20 protein-coding genes are annotated in these 22,394 nt (G+C 75.5%); 7 read left to right on the forward strand and 13 right to left on the reverse strand.

Going from position 1 to position 22,394, the window contains the following annotated elements; genetic code table 11:
• Positions 1 to 13: 13 nt before the first annotated feature.
• The 10 genes from ABEB16_RS00400 to ABEB16_RS00445 all read right to left on the reverse strand — a co-directional run bounded on the left by ABEB16_RS00400 (position 14) and on the right by ABEB16_RS00445 (position 11,869).
• On the reverse strand, positions 14 to 694 hold the full coding sequence (locus ABEB16_RS00400) for an SRPBCC family protein (RefSeq protein ID WP_345710303.1): 681 nt from the start codon (positions 692 to 694) through the stop codon (positions 14 to 16).
• Between the two features lie 72 nt (positions 695 to 766).
• Positions 767 to 3,040, reverse strand: a complete 2,274-nt coding sequence (locus tag ABEB16_RS00405; protein WP_345710304.1) for a putative bifunctional diguanylate cyclase/phosphodiesterase — start codon at positions 3,038 to 3,040, stop codon at positions 767 to 769.
• Positions 3,041 to 3,206: 166 nt separating this feature from the next.
• Complete coding sequence (locus tag ABEB16_RS00410) at positions 3,207 to 3,911, reverse strand: GTP cyclohydrolase II (RefSeq protein WP_425560062.1); 705 nt, start codon at positions 3,909 to 3,911, stop codon at positions 3,207 to 3,209.
• A 219-nt stretch (positions 3,912 to 4,130) separates the two neighbouring features.
• Positions 4,131 to 5,549: an LLM class flavin-dependent oxidoreductase gene (locus ABEB16_RS00415; RefSeq protein WP_345710305.1), complete on the reverse strand. Its 1,419-nt coding sequence runs from the start codon at positions 5,547 to 5,549 to the stop codon at positions 4,131 to 4,133.
• Positions 5,550 to 5,578: 29 nt separating this feature from the next.
• Positions 5,579 to 6,448: an ABC transporter permease gene (locus ABEB16_RS00420; RefSeq protein ID WP_425560063.1), complete on the reverse strand. Its 870-nt coding sequence runs from the start codon at positions 6,446 to 6,448 to the stop codon at positions 5,579 to 5,581.
• Positions 6,441 to 7,295, reverse strand: coding sequence for an ABC transporter ATP-binding protein (locus ABEB16_RS00425; protein WP_345710322.1), 855 nt, complete (start codon positions 7,293 to 7,295; stop codon positions 6,441 to 6,443). Before ABEB16_RS00425 ends, ABEB16_RS00420 begins: the two co-directional genes overlap by 8 nt.
• Before the next feature lie 5 nt (positions 7,296 to 7,300).
• Entirely contained in the window at positions 7,301 to 8,350 is a 1,050-nt protein-coding gene (locus tag ABEB16_RS00430) for an ABC transporter substrate-binding protein (RefSeq protein WP_345710307.1), read from the reverse strand.
• A gap of 48 nt (positions 8,351 to 8,398) precedes the next feature.
• Entirely contained in the window at positions 8,399 to 9,316 is a 918-nt protein-coding gene (locus ABEB16_RS00435; protein ID WP_345710308.1) for a TauD/TfdA dioxygenase family protein, read from the reverse strand.
• A gap of 514 nt (positions 9,317 to 9,830) precedes the next feature.
• Entirely contained in the window at positions 9,831 to 11,399 is a 1,569-nt protein-coding gene (locus tag ABEB16_RS00440; RefSeq protein ID WP_345710309.1) for a multicopper oxidase family protein, read from the reverse strand.
• A complete protein-coding gene (locus ABEB16_RS00445; RefSeq protein WP_345710310.1) occupies positions 11,396 to 11,869 on the reverse strand; it encodes a hypothetical protein in 474 nt (157 codons plus the stop codon). Before ABEB16_RS00445 ends, ABEB16_RS00440 begins: the two co-directional genes overlap by 4 nt.
• Before the next feature lie 76 nt (positions 11,870 to 11,945).
• Between ABEB16_RS00445 and ABEB16_RS00450 the strand changes: the two genes are divergently transcribed.
• The 4 genes from ABEB16_RS00450 to ABEB16_RS00465 all read left to right on the forward strand — a co-directional run bounded on the left by ABEB16_RS00450 (position 11,946) and on the right by ABEB16_RS00465 (position 15,969).
• Positions 11,946 to 12,278 (forward strand): helix-turn-helix transcriptional regulator, encoded by a 333-nt coding sequence (locus tag ABEB16_RS00450; protein WP_345710311.1) that lies wholly within the window; start codon positions 11,946 to 11,948, stop codon positions 12,276 to 12,278.
• Positions 12,275 to 13,003, forward strand: coding sequence for a permease prefix domain 1-containing protein (locus tag ABEB16_RS00455; RefSeq protein ID WP_345710312.1), 729 nt, complete (start codon positions 12,275 to 12,277; stop codon positions 13,001 to 13,003). The genes ABEB16_RS00450 and ABEB16_RS00455 overlap by 4 nt, the downstream gene beginning before the upstream one ends.
• Before the next feature lie 82 nt (positions 13,004 to 13,085).
• Positions 13,086 to 15,491, forward strand: coding sequence for an ATP-binding cassette domain-containing protein (locus ABEB16_RS00460; protein ID WP_345710313.1), 2,406 nt, complete (start codon positions 13,086 to 13,088; stop codon positions 15,489 to 15,491).
• 58 nt (positions 15,492 to 15,549) lie between these two features.
• Positions 15,550 to 15,969 (forward strand): hypothetical protein, encoded by a 420-nt coding sequence (locus tag ABEB16_RS00465; RefSeq protein ID WP_345710314.1) that lies wholly within the window; start codon positions 15,550 to 15,552, stop codon positions 15,967 to 15,969.
• 70 nt (positions 15,970 to 16,039) lie between these two features.
• On the opposite strand, the gene ABEB16_RS00470 is transcribed toward ABEB16_RS00465, so the two are convergent.
• Entirely contained in the window at positions 16,040 to 17,149 is a 1,110-nt protein-coding gene (locus tag ABEB16_RS00470) for a GGDEF domain-containing protein (RefSeq protein ID WP_345710315.1), read from the reverse strand.
• Between the two features lie 165 nt (positions 17,150 to 17,314).
• On the reverse strand, positions 17,315 to 17,869 hold the full coding sequence (locus ABEB16_RS00475) for a MarR family winged helix-turn-helix transcriptional regulator (RefSeq protein WP_345710316.1): 555 nt from the start codon (positions 17,867 to 17,869) through the stop codon (positions 17,315 to 17,317).
• Between the two features lie 117 nt (positions 17,870 to 17,986).
• Here ABEB16_RS00475 and ABEB16_RS00480 point away from each other — a divergent pair, with 117 nt between their 5' ends.
• Together ABEB16_RS00480 and idi are read left to right on the forward strand one after the other, a co-directional pair.
• Positions 17,987 to 20,137, forward strand: coding sequence for an MMPL family transporter (locus ABEB16_RS00480; protein WP_345710317.1), 2,151 nt, complete (start codon positions 17,987 to 17,989; stop codon positions 20,135 to 20,137).
• Positions 20,134 to 20,685 carry an isopentenyl-diphosphate Delta-isomerase gene (gene idi / locus ABEB16_RS00485; RefSeq protein ID WP_345710318.1) on the forward strand — a complete coding sequence of 184 codons (552 nt, stop codon included), beginning with the start codon at positions 20,134 to 20,136 and terminating at the stop codon, positions 20,683 to 20,685. The genes ABEB16_RS00480 and idi overlap by 4 nt, the downstream gene beginning before the upstream one ends.
• Positions 20,686 to 20,767: 82 nt before the next feature.
• On the opposite strand, the gene ABEB16_RS00490 is transcribed toward idi, so the two are convergent.
• Complete coding sequence (locus tag ABEB16_RS00490; protein ID WP_345710319.1) at positions 20,768 to 21,226, reverse strand: SRPBCC family protein; 459 nt, start codon at positions 21,224 to 21,226, stop codon at positions 20,768 to 20,770.
• A gap of 207 nt (positions 21,227 to 21,433) precedes the next feature.
• Here ABEB16_RS00490 and ABEB16_RS00495 point away from each other — a divergent pair.
• The coding region (locus ABEB16_RS00495; RefSeq protein ID WP_345710320.1) for a GGDEF domain-containing protein at positions 21,434 to 22,394 on the forward strand (961 nt) is incomplete at its 3' end.

Genomic DNA, 22,394 nt, shown 5'->3' on the forward strand with positions numbered 1-22,394 from the left:
AGACGCCGTCCACTCAGGCCCCGGCGACGCCCTCGGCGACGTCCCCCGACCGCTCCGCGTCCTCGGGCCGGCCGGTGTAGAACGCCACCGTGCGCGCGGCGGCCGCCCGCGCCGCACCCGGCTCGTCGCCGTCGGCCGCGGCGGCCTCGGCCCAGCCGGCCGCGGCCCGCCGGAGGAAGTCGGTGCCCTCGGGCGAGGTGGACCAGGCCTCCGCCGCCGCGGGGTCGACCGACGCGCCGCTGTCGAGGTGGAGCCCGAGCCCCACGAGGGCGAGGTCCCAGCCGAGACCGACGGCGCCGGGGCCGAACTGCGCCCACAGGTCCGGGTCGACGGGAGCCTCGTGGTGCAGCTCGAGGCTGGTGGCGGCGCCGGCCGGGGTGAGCCGGACCTGGAGCCAGGACACCACCGGCCCCATCTCCCAGGTCACGGCGAAGGACTCCGGGCGCTCGCAGCGCTCGACGACGCCACCGGCGTTGCCCTCCAGCTGGTAGCGGCCGCCGACGCCGAGGTCACCGCTGACGGGCAGGAACCACCGCGGGAGGCGCTCGGCGCTGGTCAGGGCGTCCCACAGGTCGGCGGGGTCGGTGGCGTAGGTGCGGCGGGCGACGGCGATCCGCGTCGGCGCCCCATCGCGGGAGCCGGTGCGGACCTCGCGGGTCACCAGGCCTGCCGTGGTCACCGGGTCGACGATCATGACGCTCCCTCCATAAGTTTTCGCTTATGAAAGAGAGGCTAGCGGGCCCCGCCCCCGCGCACAACGGGCCGCTCAGGTGCGGTCGGCGCCCTCGTGCAGCCGCCGCAGGTCGATCGTCGTCGGCCAGCTCGCACCGGCGGGCGCGGGCCGCTGCAGCAGGTAGCCCTGCGCGGCGTCGCACCCCAGCTCGATGAGGGTGTCGAGCTGCTCGACCGACTCGATGCCCTCCGCCGTCGAGTGGATCCCGAGGCTGCTCGCCAGCGAGATCACCGCCTGCACGATGCGCCGGTCCCGCTCGTCGCGGTGCACGCCCGCGACAAACGTGCGGTCGATCTTCAGGCTCTGCGGCTCCAGCGCCTTGAGGTAGGCCAGCGAGGAGTAGCCCGTGCCGAAGTCGTCGACCTCCACCGTGACACCCAGGTCGCGCAGGTGGTGCAGGCAGCGGATCGACACGGCCGGGTCGCGCATCAGGGTGGTCTCGGTGATCTCCACGCCCAGCGCCCCCCCGTCGAGGCCGAACTCGTCGAGCGCCCCGCGCACGTCGTCCTCCAGCCCCATCGCCAGGTGCGCGGAGGAGACGTTGACGAAGATGCGACGCCGCTCGTCGCGGCCCCGCCACGCCGCCGCCTGCGCGCACGCGGCCCGCAGCACCCAGCGGCCGATCGGCAGCGTCAGGCCCAGCGACTCCGCCACGTCGAGGAACTCCCCCGGCCCCAGCAGGACCCCGCCGCGCCGCCACCGCAGCAGCGACTCCACGCCCACCAGCCCCCCGGCGGGCAGCGCGACGATCGGCTGGAAGTGCAGCTCGAGCTCGTCGCCCGCCAGGGCCTCCTGCAGGGACTGCACGACGTCCAGCCGCCGCAGCGACTCCCGGCGGCTGCCCTCGTCGAACGTCGCGAGCCGGCCGCGGCCGCGCTCCTTCGCCTCGAACAGCGCCGCGTCGGCCTCGGCCAGCAGCGTGGACGCGTCCACGCCCGGCGTCGCGATCGCCACCCCCATGCTCGCGCCCTGCCGCATCGCGCGGCCGGCCACCAGCAGCGGCTCGTCGAGGGCGCGCAGCAGGCGCCCGGCGAGCCGCTCGGCCTGCTCCGGCGCGTCCAGGTCCTCGCAGAGCAGCACGAACTCGTCCCCGCCGAAGCGGGCCAGGGTGTCCTCGGGCCGCACCACCGAGGACAACCGGCGCACCACCTGCACCAGCAGCTCGTCGCCCACGCCGTGCCCGTGGGTGTCGTTGGTGAGCTTGAAGTGGTCCAGGTCGATGAAGACGACGGCGAGGACGCCGCGGTGGCGGGCCGCGCGGGCCAGGGCGTGCTCGAGGCGGTCGGACAGCAGCGTGCGGTTCGGCAGGCCGGTGAGCGCGTCGTGCGTCGCCCGGTGCGAGGCCTCGGCCTGCGCCCGGCGGCGCTCCGTCACGTCGTCGTGGGTGATGATCACCCCACCGCCCGCCTCGTGCGGCACGACGATGACGTGCCACCACAGCTGGGTGCCGTCGGGTTCGGCGTGGACGTCGGCCTCGTAGCGCGGCGCGCGGCCCAGGCGCACCGCGTCGATGCCGTCGGCGAAGCCCGTCAGCGTCGGGTTGCGGGTCAGCTTCCCCAGGGTGCGCAGGGCGTCGGCGTACCTGCGGTCGTGGCGCTGCAGCAGCTCCATCTGGCGCGCGGTGGCGGCCGGGGAGTGCACGATCGCACGGTTGACGAGCTCGATCCGCCCGTCGGCGTCGAGCGTGACGAGCTGCACCGGCAGCGCGTCGAGGACCTCGGCCAGCCGCGGGGCGGACTGCCCCCGCCGGACCACCGCGTCGCGGTCGCGCTCCAGGGAGCGACGGCGCGCGACGCGCAGCTCCGTGGCGGCGACGTACAGGGCGAGGCGGTCGGCGAGCGCCCGGGCCAGGCGCAGGTCCGCCTCGGTCAGCGGGGGCCGCCCGTGGTCGTGGTGCAGGACCAGGACGCCGCGGCAGATGCCGCTGAGCAGGACCCGCGCCGCGGCGACGTGCGGGTGCCCGCCCGCGGGGGCGGTCGTCACGAAGTCGCCGTCGGCCGCGGCCCGGCGCAGCAGCCCGACCAGCTCCTCCGCCCGCTGCGCACCGGGCCCCGCATCGGCGAGGACGACGGCCTGCAGCTCGTGGCTCTCCTCGTCGCGCAGCAGCAGCGAGCACGCGGCGCCCGTCCCCTCGCGGACGACGTCCGCGACCGCGTCCGCCGCGCGGGGCAGGCTCATGTCGTCACGCGGCAGCCCCGCCTCCTCGCGCTGCAGCCGCTCGAGGGCGTCGGCGACGGCCTCGAGGGTCTGCTCGCGGCGCAGGGCCCGCCGGAGGTCGTCCACGGCGTCGTCGTCTGCCCAGCCCACCGGGTCTCCCCACGTCCGCCGCGTCCCGTCGGCACAGCGGGGTCCACCAGCGCTGGCGGCTTCTCCTGCGTCGTGTGCCCGTGCACCACCAGGATATGACGTTAGGTGTTCAAACTCTGGCTGTCTGCAACACCGGCGGCGAACAGCGCCGGCGACGCCGCTCGCCTCAGCCGGCGGGCGGGAGCTGGATCGTGTGGGCGGTGCGGTCGCGCTTGGCGCGCAGGTAGCGGACGTTGGCCGCGGTGACGTGCACCCCGGTGCGGACCTGCCCGTCCACCCCGACCCCCAGGGCGCCCAGCTGGGCCGCCTTGTCCGGGTTGTTGCTCAGCAGCACGACCCGGTGCGCACCGAGCGTGGTGAGCATCTGCGCGGCGGCGGTGTAGTCGCGCTCGTCGGCGCCGCGGCCGAGGGCGAGGTTGGCCTCGTAGGTGTCCAGGCCGGTGTCCTGCAGGGCGTAGGCGTCGAGCTTGGCGTACAGCCCGATGCCGCGGCCCTCCTGGCGCAGGTAGAGCAGGAAGCCGCCGGCGGCGGCGATCCGCTCGACGGCCTCGCGCAGCTGCGGGCCGCAGTCGCAGCGCTCGGAACCGAGCACGTCCCCCGTCAGGCACTCCGAGTGCACCCGCACCAGCGGCGCCTCGCCGCCGGCCGCGGCGCGCTCCAGGGCGCCGCGCCAGTCGCCCAGCGCGATGGCCAGGTGCTCGCGGCCGTCGACGAGCCCCGTGAAGGTGTGCACCCGGCCGGTCGCGGTGAACCCGTCGCCGAAGCGCAGCGGCACGTCCACCGCGGCGCGCACGGCCGCCACCGGCAGGTCGGCCCCGGCGCGGGCCTCGACGCGGGGGGCGGGGACGGCTGCGGTGGTCTCGGGGCTCATGCGGGGTCCTCCCGGGGACTGCGGTGCCCGGCGCCGACGCCGGTGCGGACGCCGCCGAAAACTTTGAAGCTTCAACCGTGGCGACGGTACGTCCCGCCCCCCGGCCGGTCAAGCACCCGGGAGGAGGAGCACCGCGCGGCCCGAGCCTGCCACGGGCCCCCGACACCGCCGGCGCGGGCGGGAGCCCGTGGTGGGCCCGCGACGGGCTCCCGCCGGCGCTCAGGAGGCCGTCGGCGCCGGGATCCGCCGGCCGCCGAAGGCGCCGTCCGGGGTGCCCGCCGCGGCCTGGAGCAGCCGTGAACCGCCCCGCACCCGACCGGCGGCGACCGAGCTGGCCGGCCGCGGCAGGCCGTAGTGCTCCCGCAGCGTGCTGCCGGTGTACTCGCGGCGGAACAGGCCGCGGTCCCGCAGGATCGGCACGACGTGGTCCACGAACGCCTCCAGGACGCTCGGCAGCAGCGGGGGCATGATGTTGAAGCCGTCCGCCGCGCCCCCGCGGAACCACTCCTCCAGGGTGTCCGCCACCTGCTCGGGGGTGCCGGTGAACGTGCGGTGGCCGCGGCCGCCGCCGAGTCGGGCGATGACCTGCCGGACGGTGAGCCCCTCGCGCCGGCCCAGGTCCGCCACCAGGGTGAAGCGGCTCCTGTTGCCGTTGACCTCCGCCTCCGGGGGCAGGTCCAGGTCGGCCACCCGCCGGTCCAGGTCGTCCGCCGTCAGCGGGACCGTGAGGATGCCGGACAGCTGGGCCAGGCCGTGGTCCCAGACCAGCAGCTCCTCCAGCTCCCGCTCCAGGCGCCTCGCCTCGGCCTCCGTCGAGCCCAGCACGGGCACGACGCCCGGCAGCACCAGCAGCCGCTCCGGGTCGCGGCCGGCGGCGGCCGCGCGGCGCTTGACGTCGGCGTAGAACGCCTGCGCCTCCCCCAGCGTCTGCCACGCCGTGAAGATCGCCTCGGCGTGGCGGGCGGCGAAGTCGCGCCCGTCCTCGGAGGAGCCGGCCTGCACCAGCACCGGGCGCCCCTGTGGGGAGCGCGGCACGTTGAGCGGCCCCTGCACCCGGAAGTGGGTGCCGACGTGGTTCACCTCGTGGACGCGCTCGGTGGCGGCGTAGACCCCGGCCGCCTGGTCGAGGACGAGCGCGTCGTCCTCCCAGGAGTCCCACAGCTTCGTCGCGACGTCGACGAACTCCGCGGCGCGCTCGTAGCGGACCCGGTGCTCCAGGTGCTGCTCGTAGCCGAAGTTGCGGGCCTCCGCCTCGGTGCCGGACGTGACGATGTTCCAGCCCGCGCGGCCCCCGGAGAGGTGGTCCAGGGTCGCGAACGCGCGCGCCGTGGCGAACGGCTCGGTGAACGTGGTGGACACCGTGGCGATCAGCCCGATGCGGGAGGTGTGCGTCGCCACGGCGTTGAGGATCGCCAGCGGGTCCAGCCCGCCCTGGCTGTTGTGCCGGACGTTGCCGCGGATCGCGACGCCGTCGGCGAAGAAGATGCTGTCGAGCGTGCCGCGCTCGGCGATCTGCGCCAGCTCGACGAAGTGGCGCACGTCGTGGGCGCGGGTGGGGTCGCTGGCCGGGTGTCGCCACGCGGCCTCGTGGTGGCCGAGGTTCAGCAGGAACGCGTTGAGGTGGAGCTGGCGGGTCACGGGGTGCCTTCCGGGTCCGGTGGGGTGCTTCAGCGGCGGGAGTCGGTGCGCCAGCGGGAGAACCGCCGCTCGAGGCGCACGAGCACCCCGTTCACGACGAGACCGATGGCCGAGATGGTGAGGATCCCCGCGTACATCTGCGGGATCATGAAGTTGAACTGCGAGGCGTTGATGAGGTAACCCAGGCCGGCCTTCGCACCGACCATCTCCGCCGCGATGAGCACGAGGATGGAGGAGGCCCCCGCCATCCGGACGCCGGTGAAGATGGCCGGGACCGCCGAGGGCAGCACGACCTTCCAGAACAGCTGCAGCGGCCCCAGCCCCATCGAGCGCGCCGACTTCAGCAGCAGCGCGTCCACCGTGCCGACACCGCTGACGGTGTTGAGCACGACGGGGAAGAGGCAGGCGTAGACCACGATCGCGATCTTCGAGGTCTCGCCGATGCCCAGCAGCAGCGTGAACACGGGCAGCAGCGCCAGCGCCGCGGTGTTGCGGAACAGCTCCAGCACCGGGTCGAGGAGCTGGTGGACCGGCCGGTACCAGCCGATCAGGACCCCCAGCGGGACGCCCGCGGCGACCGCGATCGCGAACCCCGCGAAGGCCCGGGTGAGGCTGGCCCGCACGTTGTCCGCGAGGGTGCCGTCACCGGCCAGCTGCCACCAGGCACCGGCGACCTCGCTGACCGGCGGGATGAGCGAGCGCTCCACCCACCCGGCGCGGGGCGCGACCTCCCACAGCACCAGCAGGGCCGCGATGACGGCGACCGAGCGCAGCGCGACCAGCCCCGAGGCGGCCACCCTCCCCCGCCGCGGTGCGCGATCCGCTCCCGCCGCCGGCGGGCTCGCCGCCCGGGCCCTCGCACCGGTGCTCCCGACGGTCCTCGTGGCGGTGTCAGCCAATGCCCACGACCTCCTCCCCCTTCTCGTCGAGCAGGTCGGAGACGCGCCCCGGCCGCTCCAGCAGCTCCGCCTTGCGGACCTCGTCCTGCAGCAGCGCCCACACCTCGTGCCGCAGCGCCGTGAACTCCGGCGAGGTGCGGATGTCGGCGTCCGCGGTGCGGTTCGCCAGCGGCACGTCCACGACGTGCTTGATGCGCCCCGGCCGCGACGTCATGACCGCCACCCGCTGCCCGAGGTAGACGGCCTCCTCGATGCCGTGCGTGATGAACACGATCGTCTTGCCGGTGGCCTGCCAGATGCGCAGCAGCTCCCGCTGCAGCGACTCCCGGGTCTGCGCGTCCAGCGCCGCGAACGGCTCGTCCATCAGCAGCACCTCGGGGTCCAGCGCCAGCGCCCGGGCGATCGCCACCCGCTGCTTCATGCCGCCGGACAGCTCGTGCGGGTAGCGGCCCTCGAAACCGTCGAGGCCGACGAGGGCGAGGAAGTCCCGCGCCGCCGCGGCACGCTGCCGGCGCGGCAGGCCCTTGGCCTCCAGGCCCAGCTCGACGTTGCCCTGCGCCGTGCGCCACGGCAGCAGCGCGTACTGCTGGAACACGATGCCGCGGTCCAGGCCCGGGCCCTCGACCGGGCGGCCGTCGAGGGTGATGGAACCGCTGGTGGGGGCCGACAGCCCGCCCAGCAGGTCCAGCAGCGTGGACTTGCCGCAGCCGCTGGGGCCGACGAGGGACAGCAGCTCACCGGGGCGGACGTCCAGGGTGAAACCGTCCAGGGCGGTGAACACCTCCCCCCGCCGCCCCCGGACCGGGAAGGTCCGGGTGACCGCGTCGAAGCGGATGCCGGCGCTCACGGCGCTCACCCGTCCTTCGCGGTGTCGGCGTACTCGTTGAACTCGTTGGTGTAGAGGCTCTCCACGTCCAGCTCGCCCTTCTCCACCGCGCCGGTCGCGTCCAGCCAGTCCTCCCAGCGGGTGAACTCCGACGCCTCGATGACCCCGCCCGTGGTGGCGACACCGGTGCTGTGCCAGTACTTCAGCGAGTCGGTGGTCTCGTTGGCCCGCCCGCGCTCCCGGATGATCTCGGCGTACCGGGCGATCACCTCCTCGTGCGGGGTGTCCTTCGTCCACTCGATCGCCTTGGCCACGCCGGTCGTGAACGCGCGGACCGTGTCGGGGTTCTCGGCGATGTAGTCGTCGCGGAACACGTAGGTGCCGGCGCTGAAGTCCCCGAAGAACTGCGAGTCGGTGAAGACGGAGCGCACCCCGCCGCCGGCCACCGCCTGCTCGCGGAACTGCCCGGACAGCGCGGCCACGTCGATCTGACCGGCCCGCAGCGACTGCTCCAGGTTGGGCGGCGGCAGCGGGACGAGCTCCACCTGCTTGATCTCCTCCGGCGTCAGGCCGCCGTCGCGCAGGTAGGTGTTGATGACCGCGTCGTTGTGCCCACCCAGGGTGTTGACGCCGATCTTCTTGCCGATGAGGTCGCGCGGCCCCTGGATCGGCGATCCCTCCAGGACGTAGAAGCCGTTGAACGCCTGCGCGTCGGAGCCGTAGTAGCTCACCACGGCCCTGACGGGGGCGCCGGAGGAGATCAGCTTGGCCACCGCGCCGTCGAAGGCACCGCCGAAGTCGGTGGCGCCGGTCGCGGCGGACTGGATGTCCTGCGGCCCGCTGATGGTGTTGCCCACCCACTCCAGCTCCACGTCGCCGAGGTAGCCCAGGTCCTCGGCGAGCTCCGGCAGGGTCACCTGGTTGCTCCAGCCCTGGTACTCCAGCACCGCGTCCTGGTCGGCCGCGGCGGCACCGGCCGTCGCCGTCTGGCCGGAGGCGCCGCACGCGCTGACGCCGAGGGTCGCGGCGAGCAGGGCGGCGGTCAGCGCCGCGGCGGAGGTCGGTCGGGTTCTCACGGGGGGCTTCCTCACGGATCGGTTCGGGTGGGGGGATCGGTCGTCGGCTCAGGAGGCGGGGGTGTACCCGCTGGCGTCGCCGCGCAGCACCCGGCTGGGGGTGCCGTCGGGGCCGACGGGCACGTCGCCGGCGACGGTGACGCGCGTGAGCTGGCGGTCGGCGCGGCCGTAGTCGTTCACGGCGTAGTGCTGGGTGGCGCGGTTGTCCCAGATCGCCACGTCACCGGGCTGCCAGCTCCAGCGGACCTGGTTCTCCGGCAGCGTGACGCGCTGCTGGAACAGGTCGAGCAGCGCCGCCGACTCCGAGGAACCCAGGTGCCGGAAGGAGCGCACGAAACCGCCCAGGAGCAGGGTCCGCTCGCCGGTCTCGGGGTGCACGCGCACCACGGGGTGCTCGGTCTCGAAGACCTCGGCGACGAACTGGTCGTGGTACTGCCGCTCCTTCTGCCCGCCCTCGCTGCCCGAGCGCGCCGGGCGGGCGTAGTCGTGCTGGTTGGTGTGCACGGCGCGCAGGGAGTCGGCGAGGTGCTTCAGCGGCTGCGGGAGTCGCTCGTAGGCGGAGGTGGTGTTCGCCCACACCGTGTCGCCGCCCACCGGGGGGAGGGTGACGGCGCGCAGCACGGTGAAGGCCGGCGGGCGCTCGACGAAGGTGACGTCGGTGTGCCAGCTGTCCGCGCGGCTGGCCTCGGAGTCGATGGGCAGCACGTGCTGGGACTCCCGCGCACCGGGGACGGTGGGGTGGGCGGTGGTGAGGTCGCCGAGCAGGTGGGCGAAGGCGAGCTGGCCGTCGAGGTCGAGGTGGTCCTGGCCGCGGAAGAACACGACCTTGCGGGCCAGCAGCTGCTCGCGGATCGCCGCGACGGTGCCGGCGGGCAGGTCGCCGCCGAGGCGGACGCCGGACAGCACCGACCCGGTGGTCGCGGTGAGCGCGGTGGCGGTGACGGTGGGGGTGTCGAGCGTGGTCATCGGAACTCCTCCTGGGGTGTGGCGGGGCGGCGCGGGACGCGCCGGGGTGGTGGTGGGCGTGCGGCAGCGGCGGCGCACCCGGGCGGGGCGCGTCGCGGGGCACCGCACCGCGGGTGGCGGTGCGGTGCGCGGGCGCGGTGGTGCGAGGGGGTGTCGCGTCAGGCGGCGTCGGGCAGCGGGACGCGGTCGGGAACGGCCGGCCGGGAGGCGGCGCGCCGGGGCCGCGCGCACGTCAGGGACGTGCGCGGGTGCGGGCGCGCGGCGGGGTTTCCGGGGGCCGTCAGCGGCAGGCGCGACAGCGGGTGCCCGGGGGCACCGGCGACATGCTGAGGAGGTGGCGCACGAGAGCGGGCACCGCGGGTGCCCCCTGGCTCAGCGCGCGCATCGATCGCTCCTCGTGGTCGGTGCCGGAACCCGGCGTGGCACAGACCACCAGTGATCGCGCACCGGTGTCAAGCCCCGGCGTCCGGCGGGTGGGAAAGCCGTCCCACCTGCCGGGACCGGTGGTGCGGCGTCAGGCCGTGCGGAAGTTCGCCATCATCGCCATGTCCTCGTGCTCGAGGTTGTGGCAGTGCAGCATGAACGTGCCCGCGTGGTCCCCGAACCGCACGAGCACCTCGACGGCCTGACCCGGGCGCAGGTCGACGGTGTCCTTCCAGCCGGCGTCGTAGGCGCCCGGGCCGCCGCTGCCGCGGCGCACCACCTGGAACGGGTCGAGGTGCACGTGCACGGGGTGGTGCAGGTCGGAGCGGAACCGCCAGCGCTCGACCTGGCCGAGCGGGACGTCGGCGTCGACGCGGGCGGGGTCGTACGGTCTCCCGGCGACGACCCAGTGCGGCTGACCGGGGCGGCCGCGCTCGAAGCGGAAGTCGCGGGTGGTCCTCGCGGCCTCCTCGGGGAGTTCCTCCACCTCCACGAGCCGGTCGGGGACGGTGGAGCCGTCGCGGCCGCGGCGCACGACGCGGAACCGCATGACCCGCGCCGCACCGCCCTCGCCGAGGGAGTTCACGACCGTGACCTCGCTGCCCACGGGCCAGCGGGCGAAGTCCACCACGACGTCGAAGCGCTCGGCGGGCGCGACGCGCAGCACGTCGTGCCCGACCGGCGCGGCGAGCAGACCGCCGTCGGAACCCACCTGCACGAACGCCGGGCCCTGCGGCGGCGGCGGGTCCAGCCGCAGCTCGTAGCGCCGGGCGTTGGAGGCGTTCAGGACGCGGAACCGGTAGCGCACGGCGTCCACGTCGAGCACCGGCCACGGGGCGCCGTTGACGAGGACGACGTCACCGAGGACGCCGTCGGCGAACTCGGTGAGCACACCGGCCTCGGCGAGCATCGAGGGGTCGAGCGCGGGGTAGCGGAAGGAACCGTCCTCGGCGAAGGAGCGGTCGCAGACCACCAGGGGGACGTCCCGCTCGCCGGCCGGCAGGCCCAGGGCCTCCTCCTCCTCGTCGTGGACGAGGTGGACGCCGACGAGACCGCGGTGCACGGCGGGACCGGTGAAGTCCATCCGGTGGTCGTGGTACCAGAGCGTCGCGGCGCGCTGCTGCATCGGGTAGTCGTACGTCCGCCGCCCGCTCACCACGTCCCCCGCGGCCGCGCCCGCGCCGTGCCCGCCGTGGGCCGCGTGCCCGCGCGCCGCGGGGGGCTCGGTCATCCCGGCGGGGAGCACCAGGTCGGTGGGGAACCCGTCGGAGGCCGCGGGCGTGTGCCCGCCGTGCAGGTGGACGACGGTGGGGACGGGCAGCTCGTTGACGTGGGTGACCCGGGTGCGCCGGCCGCGGCGGGAGACGAGGGTGGGGCCGGGGAACGTGCCCGCGTACCCGAACACCTCCGTGGTGCGGCCGGGGACGATCGCGACGTCCGCGACGCGCTGCACGATCTCGTACTCGTCGGCATCGGCGGTGCGGCGCACCGGTTCCAGCACCGCCGGCACCGGCAGCGGCACGGTGAACGCCCGCGGCAGGTCCCCGGCGCTGGCCAGCAGGGTCCCGGTGCGCTCGCGCAGCGACCCGCACCCGGTGAGCAGCAGCGCGGCCGAACCCCCCGCGGCGCGCAGCAGGTCGCGCCGCCCGAGCGGTCTCACCGCGCGCCCCGCCCGGGCCGGCGGCGCGGCTGCGGGCGCCACCGCAGCGACCACGCGGCCAGCGCGACGAGCGTCGCGACGATCCCGACGCCGAGCGGGACGTGCAGGCCGAGGTCGCGCTCGTAGCCGATGCCGATCTGGAAACCCTCGGCGAGGAACAGCGCCACGGTGGCGACCGCGGGCCACCACGGGCCGCGGCCGGGGTACCAGAGCAGCACGGCGGCCACGAGCTGCACGAGGGCCAGCAGGCCCAGCAGGGTGCCGAGCACCCCGTGGACGCCGATGGCGTCGAGGTTGCCGGCGAAGTAGGAGCCGGCGAGGAGCGGCTGGGCGCAGGCGACCGCGGCGTGCAGGAGCAGGACGGCGCGGAACAGCTGCCAGGTGGCGCGGGGGCGGCGGACGACGTCGGGCGGTGCCGGAGCGTCCTGGTGCGCCGGCGCGGGGACCGGTGGGGCTGCGGGAACCTCCATGCAACGAAACGCTACGCACCGCTCATGTCAGCTGTCTACACATGACGGCAGCCGACACCGGGGTTAGGCTCGTGCGGTGGATGCCGAGGCCCTGCGCGGCCACCTGGAATCGCTCGTCCTCGCCGTGCTGGAGGACGCCCCGCAGCACGGCTACGCCGTGATCGACGCCGTGCGGCTGCGCAGCGGCGGCGCCCTCGCGCTCAACACCGGCAGCGTCTACCCCGCCCTGCGACGCCTGGAGCGCGACGGTTTCGTCCAGGGGTCGTGGGGGCTCGTCGACGGCCGCCGGCGGCGCACCTACCGCCTCACCCGCGCCGGCCGGGGCGAGCTGGCCGCCTCCAGGCAGCGCTGGCGGGAGTTCACCAGCGTCGTCGGCGGGGTGCTCGGCACCGAGGAGGCGGCCTCGTGAGCGCCGCACCCCCGCTGGCGGGGCCCTCGCCGGCCGAGGCGCTCGCGGCCGACCTGCGCCACCGGCTGCGCGGCCCGCTGCGGGTGCGGCGCGACATGCTGCAGGAGGTCCGCGACGGCCTGCAGGACGCCACCGCGGCGCTCGTCGCCGAGGGCCTGACCCCCGCCGAGGCCGAGGCCCGCGCCGTCGCGGAGTTCGGCGCCCCCGAGGAGGTGGCGGGCGAGCTGCAGCGGGAGCTGGCCGCCCGGCAGGCCCGCTGGACGGCGGCGGTCGGCACCCTCGTGCTCACCTCGCTGTGGCTGGCGTGGGACGTGGCGTGGCGCACCGCCCCCGTCCCCGGCCGGGCACCGGAGGTCGTCGGCCTGCTCTCGCGCCTCACCGACGCCTTCGGGCTGAGCGCCGCCGCCCTGTGCCTGGCCGCGCTGCTCGTGCTGCAGGTGCGCGGCAGCCGGCTGCGGCAGCCGGAGCGGCTGGCCCGCGCCGTGGGCGGCACGACGCTCGCCGCGCTGGTGGCCACGGTGACCACCTCGGTGGTCATGTCGGCGCTGAACCCCGAGGCCAGGGCCCTCCTGGTGCGGTCCCAGCCCGGTTTCGCGATCGCCACCGCGCTCACCGTCGTGCTGGTCACCGCGCTCTCCACCTCCGCCCGCCGCTGCCTGCAGGCCGCGGCCGTGGAGCGCAGCCGCCGCCCCGCCGCGGGAGGACCCGCGCACCCGGGCCGCTGACCGCCTCGCCGGCCGGGCGGGTGGTTGCGCACCCGCCCGGCCCACCGACAGGCTGGGCCCGCGGCGGACGGACGGAGGCGCGATGGGCAGGGCCACGACGACGGGGACGGGTACCGGGCCCGACGGGCGCCCGCCGGAGCCGCACGCCGCCGACAGCCACGACCTGATCCGCGTGCAGGGCGCGCGGGAGAACAACCTCAAGGACGTCAGCGTCGAGATCCCCAAGCGCCGGCTGACGGTGTTCACCGGCGTCTCCGGCTCGGGCAAGAGCTCCCTGGTGTTCGGCACGATCGCGGCGGAGTCGCAGCGGCTCATCAACGAGACCTACAGCGCCTTCGTGCAGGGCTTCATGCCGACGCTGGCGCGGCCCGACGTCGACGTCCTCGACGGGCTGACGACGGCGATCATCGTCGACCAGGAGCGGATGGGCGCCAACCCCCGCTCCACCGTCGGCACCGTCACCGACGCCCACGCGATGCTGCGCATCCTGTTCAGCCGGCTCGGGGAGCCGCACATCGGCGGCCCCGGGGCGTTCTCGTTCAACGTCCCCTCGGTGCGGGCCAGCGGCGCGATCACCGTCCAGCGCGGCGACAGGACGAAGGCGGAGAAGGCGACGTTCAACCGCCTCGGCGGGATGTGCCCGCGCTGCGAGGGCATGGGCACCGTCAACGACATCGACCACACCGCGCTGTACGACCGGAGCAGGTCGCTCAACGAGGGAGCGCTGCTGGTCCCCGGCTACGGCGTGGACGGCTGGTACGGGCGCCTCTTCCAGGGCATCGGGCTCGACCTGGACAAGCCGATCGGCAGGTACACGGCGAAGGAGCTGCACGACCTGCTCCACAAGGAACCGACCAAGGTCAAGGTCGAGGGGATCAACCTCACCTACGAGGGCGTGATCCCGAAGATCCAGAAGTCGATGCTCACCAAGGACGTCGACGCGCTGCAGCCGCACGTCCGCCGGTTCGTGGAGCGGGCGGTGACGTTCACGACCTGCCCCGACTGCGAGGGCACCCGGCTCGCCCCCGAGGCCCGCTCGTCGAGGATCCGGGGCAGGAACATCGCCGACGTCTGCGCGATGCAGATCAGCGACGCGGCCGCGTGGGTCCGCGAGCTCGACGAGCCCTCGGTGGCGCCGCTGCTGGGCGGGCTGCAGCACCTGTTCGACTCGTTCGCGGCGATCGGGCTGGGGTACCTCTCCCTCGACAGGCCCTCGGGCACGCTGTCGGGCGGGGAGGCGCAGCGCACCAAGATGATCCGCCACCTCGGCTCCTCGCTCACCGACGTCACGTACGTCTTCGACGAGCCGACGACCGGGCTGCACCCGCACGACATCCAGCGGATGAACGAGCTGCTGCTGCGGCTGCGGGACAAGGGCAACACGGTGCTCGTCGTGGAGCACAAACCCGAGGCGATCGCGATCGCCGACCACGTCGTCGACCTCGGTCCCGGCGCCGGGACGGCCGGTGGGGAGGTGGTGTTCGAGGGCACCGTCGAGGCGCTGCGGGCCAGCGGCACCCCGACCGGCCGGCACCTCGACGACCGCGCATCCCTCAAGGCCGCGGTGCGCACGCCCACCGGTGCGCTCCAGGTCCGCGGCGCGGCCAGCCACAACCTGCGCGACGTCGACGTCGACGTCCCGCTCGGGGTGCTGGTCGTCGTCACCGGGGTGGCCGGGTCGGGCAAGAGCTCGCTGGTCCACGGTTCGGTGTCGGGCCGGGAGGGGGTGGTCTCCGTCGACCAGGGCGCGATCCGCGGCTCCCGGCGCAGCAACCCGGCGACGTACACCGGGCTGCTGGAACCCGTCCGCAAGGCGTTCGCGAAGGCCAACGGCGTGAAGCCGGCGCTGTTCAGCGCGAACTCCGAGGGCGCCTGCCCCACCTGCAACGGCGCCGGCGTCGTGTACACGGACCTGGGGATGATGGCCGGGGTCGCCACGACCTGCGAGGAGTGCGAGGGGCGTCGGTTCCAGGCGGCGGTGCTGGAGCACCACCTCGGCGGCAGGGACATCAGCGAGGTGCTCGCCATGTCGGTCACCGAGGCCGCGGGGTTCTTCGCCGCGGGCGAGGCGCGCACGCCCGCCGCGCACGCGGTCCTGGCCCGCCTGGCCGACGTCGGCCTCGGCTACCTGACCCTCGGCCAGCCGCTCACCACGCTCTCCGGCGGGGAGCGGCAGCGGCTGAAGCTGGCCACGCACATGGGGCAGAAGGGCGGGGTCCTCGTCCTCGACGAGCCGACGACCGGCCTGCACCTGGCCGACGTCGAGCAGCTCCTCGGCCTGCTGGACCGGCTCGTGGACTCCGGCACGTCGGTCGTCGTCATCGAGCACCACCAGGCGGTCATGGCGCACGCGGACTGGATCATCGACCTGGGTCCCGGCGCCGGCCACGACGGCGGCCTCGTCGTGTTCGAGGGCACGCCCGCCGACCTCGTCGCCGCGCGCTCCACCCTCACCGGCGAGCACCTGGCCGCCTACGTCGGCGCGTGAGGGGCGGACCGGCGCCCACCCCTTGACGTCAGGGCGTCCTGACGCGAGGCTGGACGTCGTGGTCACCGTCGACGAACTCGAGAGCAGGCTCAGCCTGCACGCCGCCGTCGCCCGCTACGAGGTCCTCAGGGCCCGGGACTCCCTCGTGGAGGGCGACGACCCGCTGGGTGACCGCACCGCCGGTCCCGCCCCCCTCGACCGCGACGAGGCGCTGGAGCTGCTGGCCCTCGGCGAGGTCATCGCCCGCAAGGCCGGCTACGGCCGCCAGCTCGCCGTGCGCACCGCCCGCACCGCCGGCGCCACCTGGACGCAGATCGGCGACGCGCTCGGCACGACGAAGCAGTCCGCCTGGGAGCTGCACACCCGCTGGATCGACCAGCAGGTCCACCAGAACGCCGTCCACGACTACGAGGGCCTCGACGCCGGCGAGGCCGCCGTCGCCCGGGCGCTGGCCGGGGACCTCGCCGCGGAGGCCTGAGGCCCGCCCCGCCGCAGGGCCTCCCCGCACCGCTCGCCGCGGCCCGGTCTCAGACCACCGGGCCACGAGCTCAGGGCACCGGGCGCGGGGAGCGCCGCCGCGGACCGCGCCGGGCGTGCTTGTCGGCGAGCATGGCGTCCTCGGCGGCGCGCCACGCCTCCGACAGCCGGCGCTCGGCACCGCTGGCGGCCGCCCCGCCGGTGGCCTCCACCCCGGCGGCGGCCAGCGCCGTGCTCAGCCGCGCCGTCCACGCGTGCACGCCGTCGGCGCCGGCGTCGGCGGCGATGAGCGCGAACTCGTCCCCACCGATGCGGGCGACCTCGTCGCACGGGCGCACCGTCGTCTGCAGCACCTGCGCGGCCAGCACGAGCAGCTCGTCGCCGACCTCGTGACCACGGCTCTCGTTGACCTCGCCGAGCCCGTCGAGGTCGACCACCGCCACGGCGCTGCACCGCCCGCCGCGCAGGCAGCGCTGGTCCTCCGCCCCCAGCGCGCGCTGCCAGCCGCGGCGGTTCAGCAGGCCGGTGAGGGAGTCGCGCTCGGCCACGGCGTAGGCGGCGGCCGCCTCCGCCGAGCGCTCGGCGGCGAACTCCTCCTTGGCCCGCAGCGTGCCGAGCAGGCGGGCCAGCAGCTCCACCAGGGGCAGCTCGCCGGCCAGGGCGGGCGGCTGCGCCGCGGCGGACAGCCCGCAGAGGGTGCCGAGCAGCCGGCCGTCCTCGCCGACCAGCGGCACGACGACGTAGGCGCCCACCCGGAAGCGCCGGTCGACGCCCGCGGCGGCGAAGGCCATCTCGACGCTGGCGTCGGTGGCGACGCGGGGCGCGGCACCGGCCAGCACCTGCCGGCTCAGGGCGTCCATCCACGGCAGCTCGGTGCCGGCGGGGATCCGCAGGGTGCCGGAGCGGGCGGCCTGCACCCGCTGGGTGCCGTGCTCCACCCGGGTGAGCGCCCACAGGTCCATGCCGAGGTGCTGCTGCAGGTGGGCGAGCACGGCGTCGGCGGCGTCGGCGGTGCCCGACCAGGTGACGTGGGCCAGGACCGGCCCGTCGTCCGGCCGGGGCCCGGCCTCCGGCCGCAGGGGTGCGCCCGCACCGGCCGGGCGCACCCGGACGTCGGGCGACTGCGACGCCGCGGACGCCGCGGCGTCCCGCGGGGCGCGCGCGCGCACGGGGACCACCACCCACCACACCTCGACGACCACGACGCTGTGAGCTCAGCGAGGCACTGCTCCTCGATGGTAGGCACCAACGGCTCGGGTGCCTCGTCGAAGCGGTCCGGTGGGCTGCGGGCGGGAGGCGGGTGGGACAGGGGCGGGAGGCGGGTGGGACGCGCGGTGGCGCGCGGGTCAGGAGGGGCCGGGCGCGTCCGCCCGCGCCTCGTCCGCGGCGGACCGCGCCACCCCCACCACCTTCCCGAGCACGTCCTGCAGGAACTCCAGGTCCCGCTCGGGGTAGGAGAGCAGGAGGTCGCGCACCCGCAGCCCGAGGCGGGAGAAGAAGGCGCGGGCCAGCTGCTGGGCCGAGGGGGTCATCTGCACCCGCACCCGCCGGCGGTCGAGGGGGTCGGGGACGCGCTCGACGTGCCCGGCGCGCTGGAGGCGGTCCACCAGCGCGGTGGTGGCCGAGGTGCTGAGCACGAGCACCCGGGACAGCTCCCCGGCCGTCAGCGCGCCGCCGCCCTGCATGGCCTTGGAGATGTGCGCGAGGGCGCTGAGGTCGGTGGGGTGCAGCCGGTGGGCGTCGGCGAAGACCTCGGCGAAGCGCTGGGACTCGATGGTGAGCGCCTGCAGCAGCCCGACGACGGCGTCGGCGGGGTTCCCCGCGGTGCGGGCGGGAGGGCCGGCGGGGTCGTCGGCCGCGGGGACCCGGGCGTCGCGGTCCTCGGTGGACGGGGTGCTCACGGCCCCACTGTCGCGCATCGGCCCGCTTGACCCCATGACGACCTCCTCATAGCTTGATGATAGGAAGTTCCCACCATCGAAGCAATTGCTGAGACGAACCACCGCCGGGAGGCGACCGTGACCACCGCACTGGGCAAGCTCGTCGGACGGGGCACCGCGTGGCTCGTCGTCGTGCTCGCCCTGCTCATCAGCGTCGGGGTGCTCGCCCTGCGCGGCGAGGCCCCCGAGGGCGAGCCCACCGGCGGCCTGCCCGCCAGCGCCGAGTCCAGCCGCGCCGCCGCCCTGCAGGACCAGCTGCCCGACGCCGCCACCGAACCCGCCCTCGTCGTCGTCACCCGCGACGACGGCGGCGCCCTCACCGCCGAGGACCTGGGCGCCGTCGCCGAGACCACCGGCGCCCTCGCCGACCTCGCCACCGGCGGGCGCACCTCCCCGCCCGTCCCCTCGCCCGACGGCGGCACCGCCCTCGTCACCGTGCCGCTGGAAGCCGGCCCCGCCGGCAACGACGCCACCGCCGCCGCCGTCGACGAGATGCGCGAACGGCTGCGCGAGCTCCCCGACGGGCTGACCGCCTACGTCACCGGCCCCGCGGGCTTCACCACCGACCTCGGCCGCGTCTTCGAGGGCGCCGACGTGACGCTGCTGGCGACCACCGCGGTCGTCGTCGCGCTGCTGCTGCTCGTGACCTACCGCTCGCCCGTGCTGTGGATCGTGCCGCTGGCCGTGGTCGGCATCGGCGACCAGGTGGCGGCCTCGCTGCTGACCATCCTCGACCGCACCACCGGCATCGGCATCGGCCCCTCCACCACCGGCATCGTGAGCATCCTCGTCTTCGGCGCCGGCACCAACTACGCCCTGCTGCTCATCGCCCGCTACCGCGAGGAGCTGCGCCACGAGGCCGACCGGCACCAGGCGATGCGCCGGGCGCTGCGCTCGGCGGCCCCCGCGATCGTCGCCAGCGCCGGCACCGTCGTGCTCAGCCTGCTGACCCTCACCGCCGCCGACCTCACCAGCAACCGCAACCTCGGCATCGCCGGCGCCCTCGGCATCACCACCGCCCTCCTCTTCGGCCTCGTCGTCCTGCCCGCCGCGCTCGTGCTGTTCGACCGCTGGCTGTTCTGGCCCTTCGTGCCGCGCGTCGGCTCCGAGGACCCCACCCGCAGCGGGCTGTGGGCCAAGGTCGCGCGCGGCGTCGGCCGCCGCCCCGCCCTCGTCGGCACCGGCGCCGTGCTGGTCCTGGCCGCGCTCGCCACCGGCGTCGTCGGGCAGAACGTGGGCCTGTCGCAGACCCAGCAGTTCCGCGAGCGCCCCGAGTCCCTCGTCGGGCAGGAGGTGCTGGCCGAGGCCTTCCCCGCCGGGTCCGGCGAGCCCCTGGCCGTGATGACCACCGTCGAGCGCGCCCCGGCCGTGGCCGAGGCCGCCGCCGCCGTGGCAGGCATCGCCAGCGCCCGCCCGGGCACCGCCGCCGGCACCGCCCCCGGCGACGTGGTGCAGGTCGACGCGGTGCTGGAGGCCGGGCCCGGCACCGAGGAGGCCGACGCCACCATCGCGCGGCTGCGCACCGCCCTGGACGCCGCCGACCCGGACGCCGTCGTGGGCGGCACCACCGCCACCACCTACGACACCGCCCTCGCCGCCGACCGCGACCAGCGGGTCGTCGCACCCCTCGTGCTCGCCGTCGTCCTCGTCGTCCTCGTGCTCGTGCTGCGCTCGCTGGTGGCGGCGGTGGTGCTGGTGGCGACCGTCGTGCTGTCCTTCGCCGCCGCGATGGGCGCCAGCCGCTGGCTGTTCGACGCCGTCTTCGACTTCCCCGCCCTCGACGTCTCCGTGCCGCTGCTGGCGTTCCTGTTCCTCGTCGCCCTCGGCGTGGACTACAACATCTTCCTCACCACCCGCGCCCGGGAGGAGGCCGCGCTGCGGCCCGGCGCGCGCGGCACCGCCGAGGGCATGGCCGTCGCCCTCGCCGTCACCGGCGGCGTCATCACCAGCGCCGGGGTGCTGCTGGCCGCCGTCTTCACCGTCCTCGGCGTCCTGCCCCTCATCCTGCTCACCCAGCTCGGCGTCATCGTGGGCGTCGGGGTGCTGCTGGACACCCTCCTCGTGCGCAGCGTCCTGGTGCCCGCGCTGGTCACGCTGCTCGGCCCCCGCACCTGGTGGCCCTCCCCGCTCGCCCGGACCGGCGCGAGGGGGCACCATCGGGTCTCCGGCGGTGGCGCGGCACCGGCGCGGCACGACCTGACCAGCACTCCGAAGGAGCCCACCGCATGAGCGGTACGACCCTGGCCACCGGGGACGCGACGACGCACGTCGAGCTCGTCGTCCTCCTCGACGAGCGGGGCAGGCCCTGCGGCACCGCCCCCAAGGCGCAGGTGCACCACGCCGACACCCCGCTGCACCTGGCGTTCTCCTGCTGGCTGCTCGACGACACCGGCCGCACGCTCCTCACCCAGCGCGCGGCCGGCAAGCGGACGTGGCCGCTGGCGTGGACGAACAGCTTCTGCGGCCACCCCGGCCCCGGCGAGGACCCCGTGGACGCGGTGCACCGCCGCGCCGCCGACGAGCTCGGCGCCCGGGTGGGCGACGTGCGGCCGCTACTGCCGGACTTCCGCTACCGGGCGGTGATGGACGACGGCACCGTGGAGAACGAGGTGTGCCCCGTCTTCACGGCCCGGCTGCTCGGCCCGCTGGCACCCGCCCCGGACGAGGTGGGCGACTGGCGCTGGGTGGGGATGGACGGGTTGCGGGCCGAGGTGGCCGCCGACGCGACGCCGTTCAGCCCGTGGATGCTGGAGCAGCTCGCCGCCCTGCCCCGCTGAGCCGCCGCCGGACGTGCGGAGGGGCGGTCGCCGCGGCGACCGCCCCTCCGGTTGCTCCCGCCCGTCCCCGGGCGTCAGGTCCTCACTTGGGGGGCTGGACGTCCCCGCGCCACGCGCCGGTCTCGGCGCCGCGCTCCTCGATGAAGGACTTGAAGCGCTTGAGGTCGGCCTTCACCTGGCGGTCGTCGGCACCGAGGGCGGCACCGGCCTTCTCGACGAGGCTCTCGGCCTCCCAGTCGAGCTGCACGGTGACCTTGGTCTTGTCGTCGGAGATCCGGTGGAAGGTCACGACACCGGCGTGGTCCTTGCCGTCGACGCTCTTCCACGCGACCCGCTCGTCGGCGTGCTGCTCGGTGATCTGCGCGTCGAACTCGCGCTCCACCCCGGCGATCTTCGTCTTCCAGTGGGTCAGGGTCTCGCTGACCTGCTGGATCGACTCGACACCGCTCATGAAGTTCGGGAACGACTCGAACTGCGTCCACTGGTTGTACGCGGTGCGGACGGGGACGTCCACGTCGATGGTCTCGATGACGCTGGGCACTGCATCTCCTCCGGGTCGGTGTCCGTCGGCGAGGACCCGCAGGTGCGGTCCTCCCTGCCCCCCATCTACCCACCCCCGCCCGCACCATGCACGCCGAGATCGGCGTCCTGCCCGCGGCGCACCGCCCCTGCCGCGGCGGGGCGCGAGCGGCGCAGGTCACCCGACCGGGCCGTCAGGTGGGGTCGGCGCCGTGCCGATGTCCTCGGGGTGCGGGTCCGGGAGCTGCTGCAGCCGCGCGACCACGTGGCCGCGGCCCGCGCGGGCGCGGTCTTCGCGCTGGTCGCCGGCGCCGTCAACGCCGTCCTGTGCCTGGCCGTGCCCTCCTACGCCGGCGGCCTGCTCGCGAAGGTCCTCGCGCTGTCGGTCAGCGGGGTGCTGCTGGCGATCGGCTGGGTGGCGCGGCGCAGCCCGCACCGGCTGCCGGGTGCCTTCTGGGCGACCGTGCCGACGATCGTCACGGCCGTCACCCTCACCCTGGGCCTAACCAGCTCCGACGCCAGCGTCGGCGGCCAGATCTGGCTGTGCTGGCCCGTGCTCTACGCCGCCTCCTACCTGCGCGCACCCGTGGCGTGGGCGGTGCTGGTGCAGGTGGTCGTGGCCGACGCGGTGCTGAGCGGGCTGCTGCGCCCGCCGGAGGGCGCCGTCACCGACGTCGCCAGCGTGACGTGCACCCTGGCGGTGATGACGTGGCTGCTGGTGCGGGCCCGCGACCGGGAGGAGCGGCTGACGGCCCGGCTGCGGGAGCAGGCCGGCACCGACGCCGTGACGGGCCTGGCCACCCGCCGCGTCCTGCACGAGCGGGCGGAGGAGCTGCTCGCGGAGCTGCCCCGGCACGGCGGTCTCGCGCTGCTCCTGCTGGACGTGGACCACTTCAAGGCCGTCAACGACACCCACGGCCACCCCGCCGGGGACGAGGTGCTGCGCGCGGTGGCCCGCCGGCTGCTCGAGCGCTCCCGCCCCGGTGACGTCGTGGGCCGCCTCGGCGGCGACGAGTTCGCGGTGCTGCTGCCGGGCTGCCACGGCACGTGCGCCCTGGAGCGCGGGGAGGCGGTGCGCGCCGCGCTGGCCGCGGACCCGGTGCCGGTGGGCGCCGCGGCGGTGCCGGTGTCCGTGAGCGCGGGGTTCGCGGTCGCCGACGACGGTGCCGGCTTCGCGGAGCTGTACGCCG

Origin of the sequence: Kineococcus glutinatus (assembly GCF_039542765.1) — a bacterium.
Taxonomy (GTDB): Bacteria; Actinomycetota; Actinomycetes; order Actinomycetales; family Kineococcaceae; genus Kineococcus_A; species Kineococcus_A glutinatus.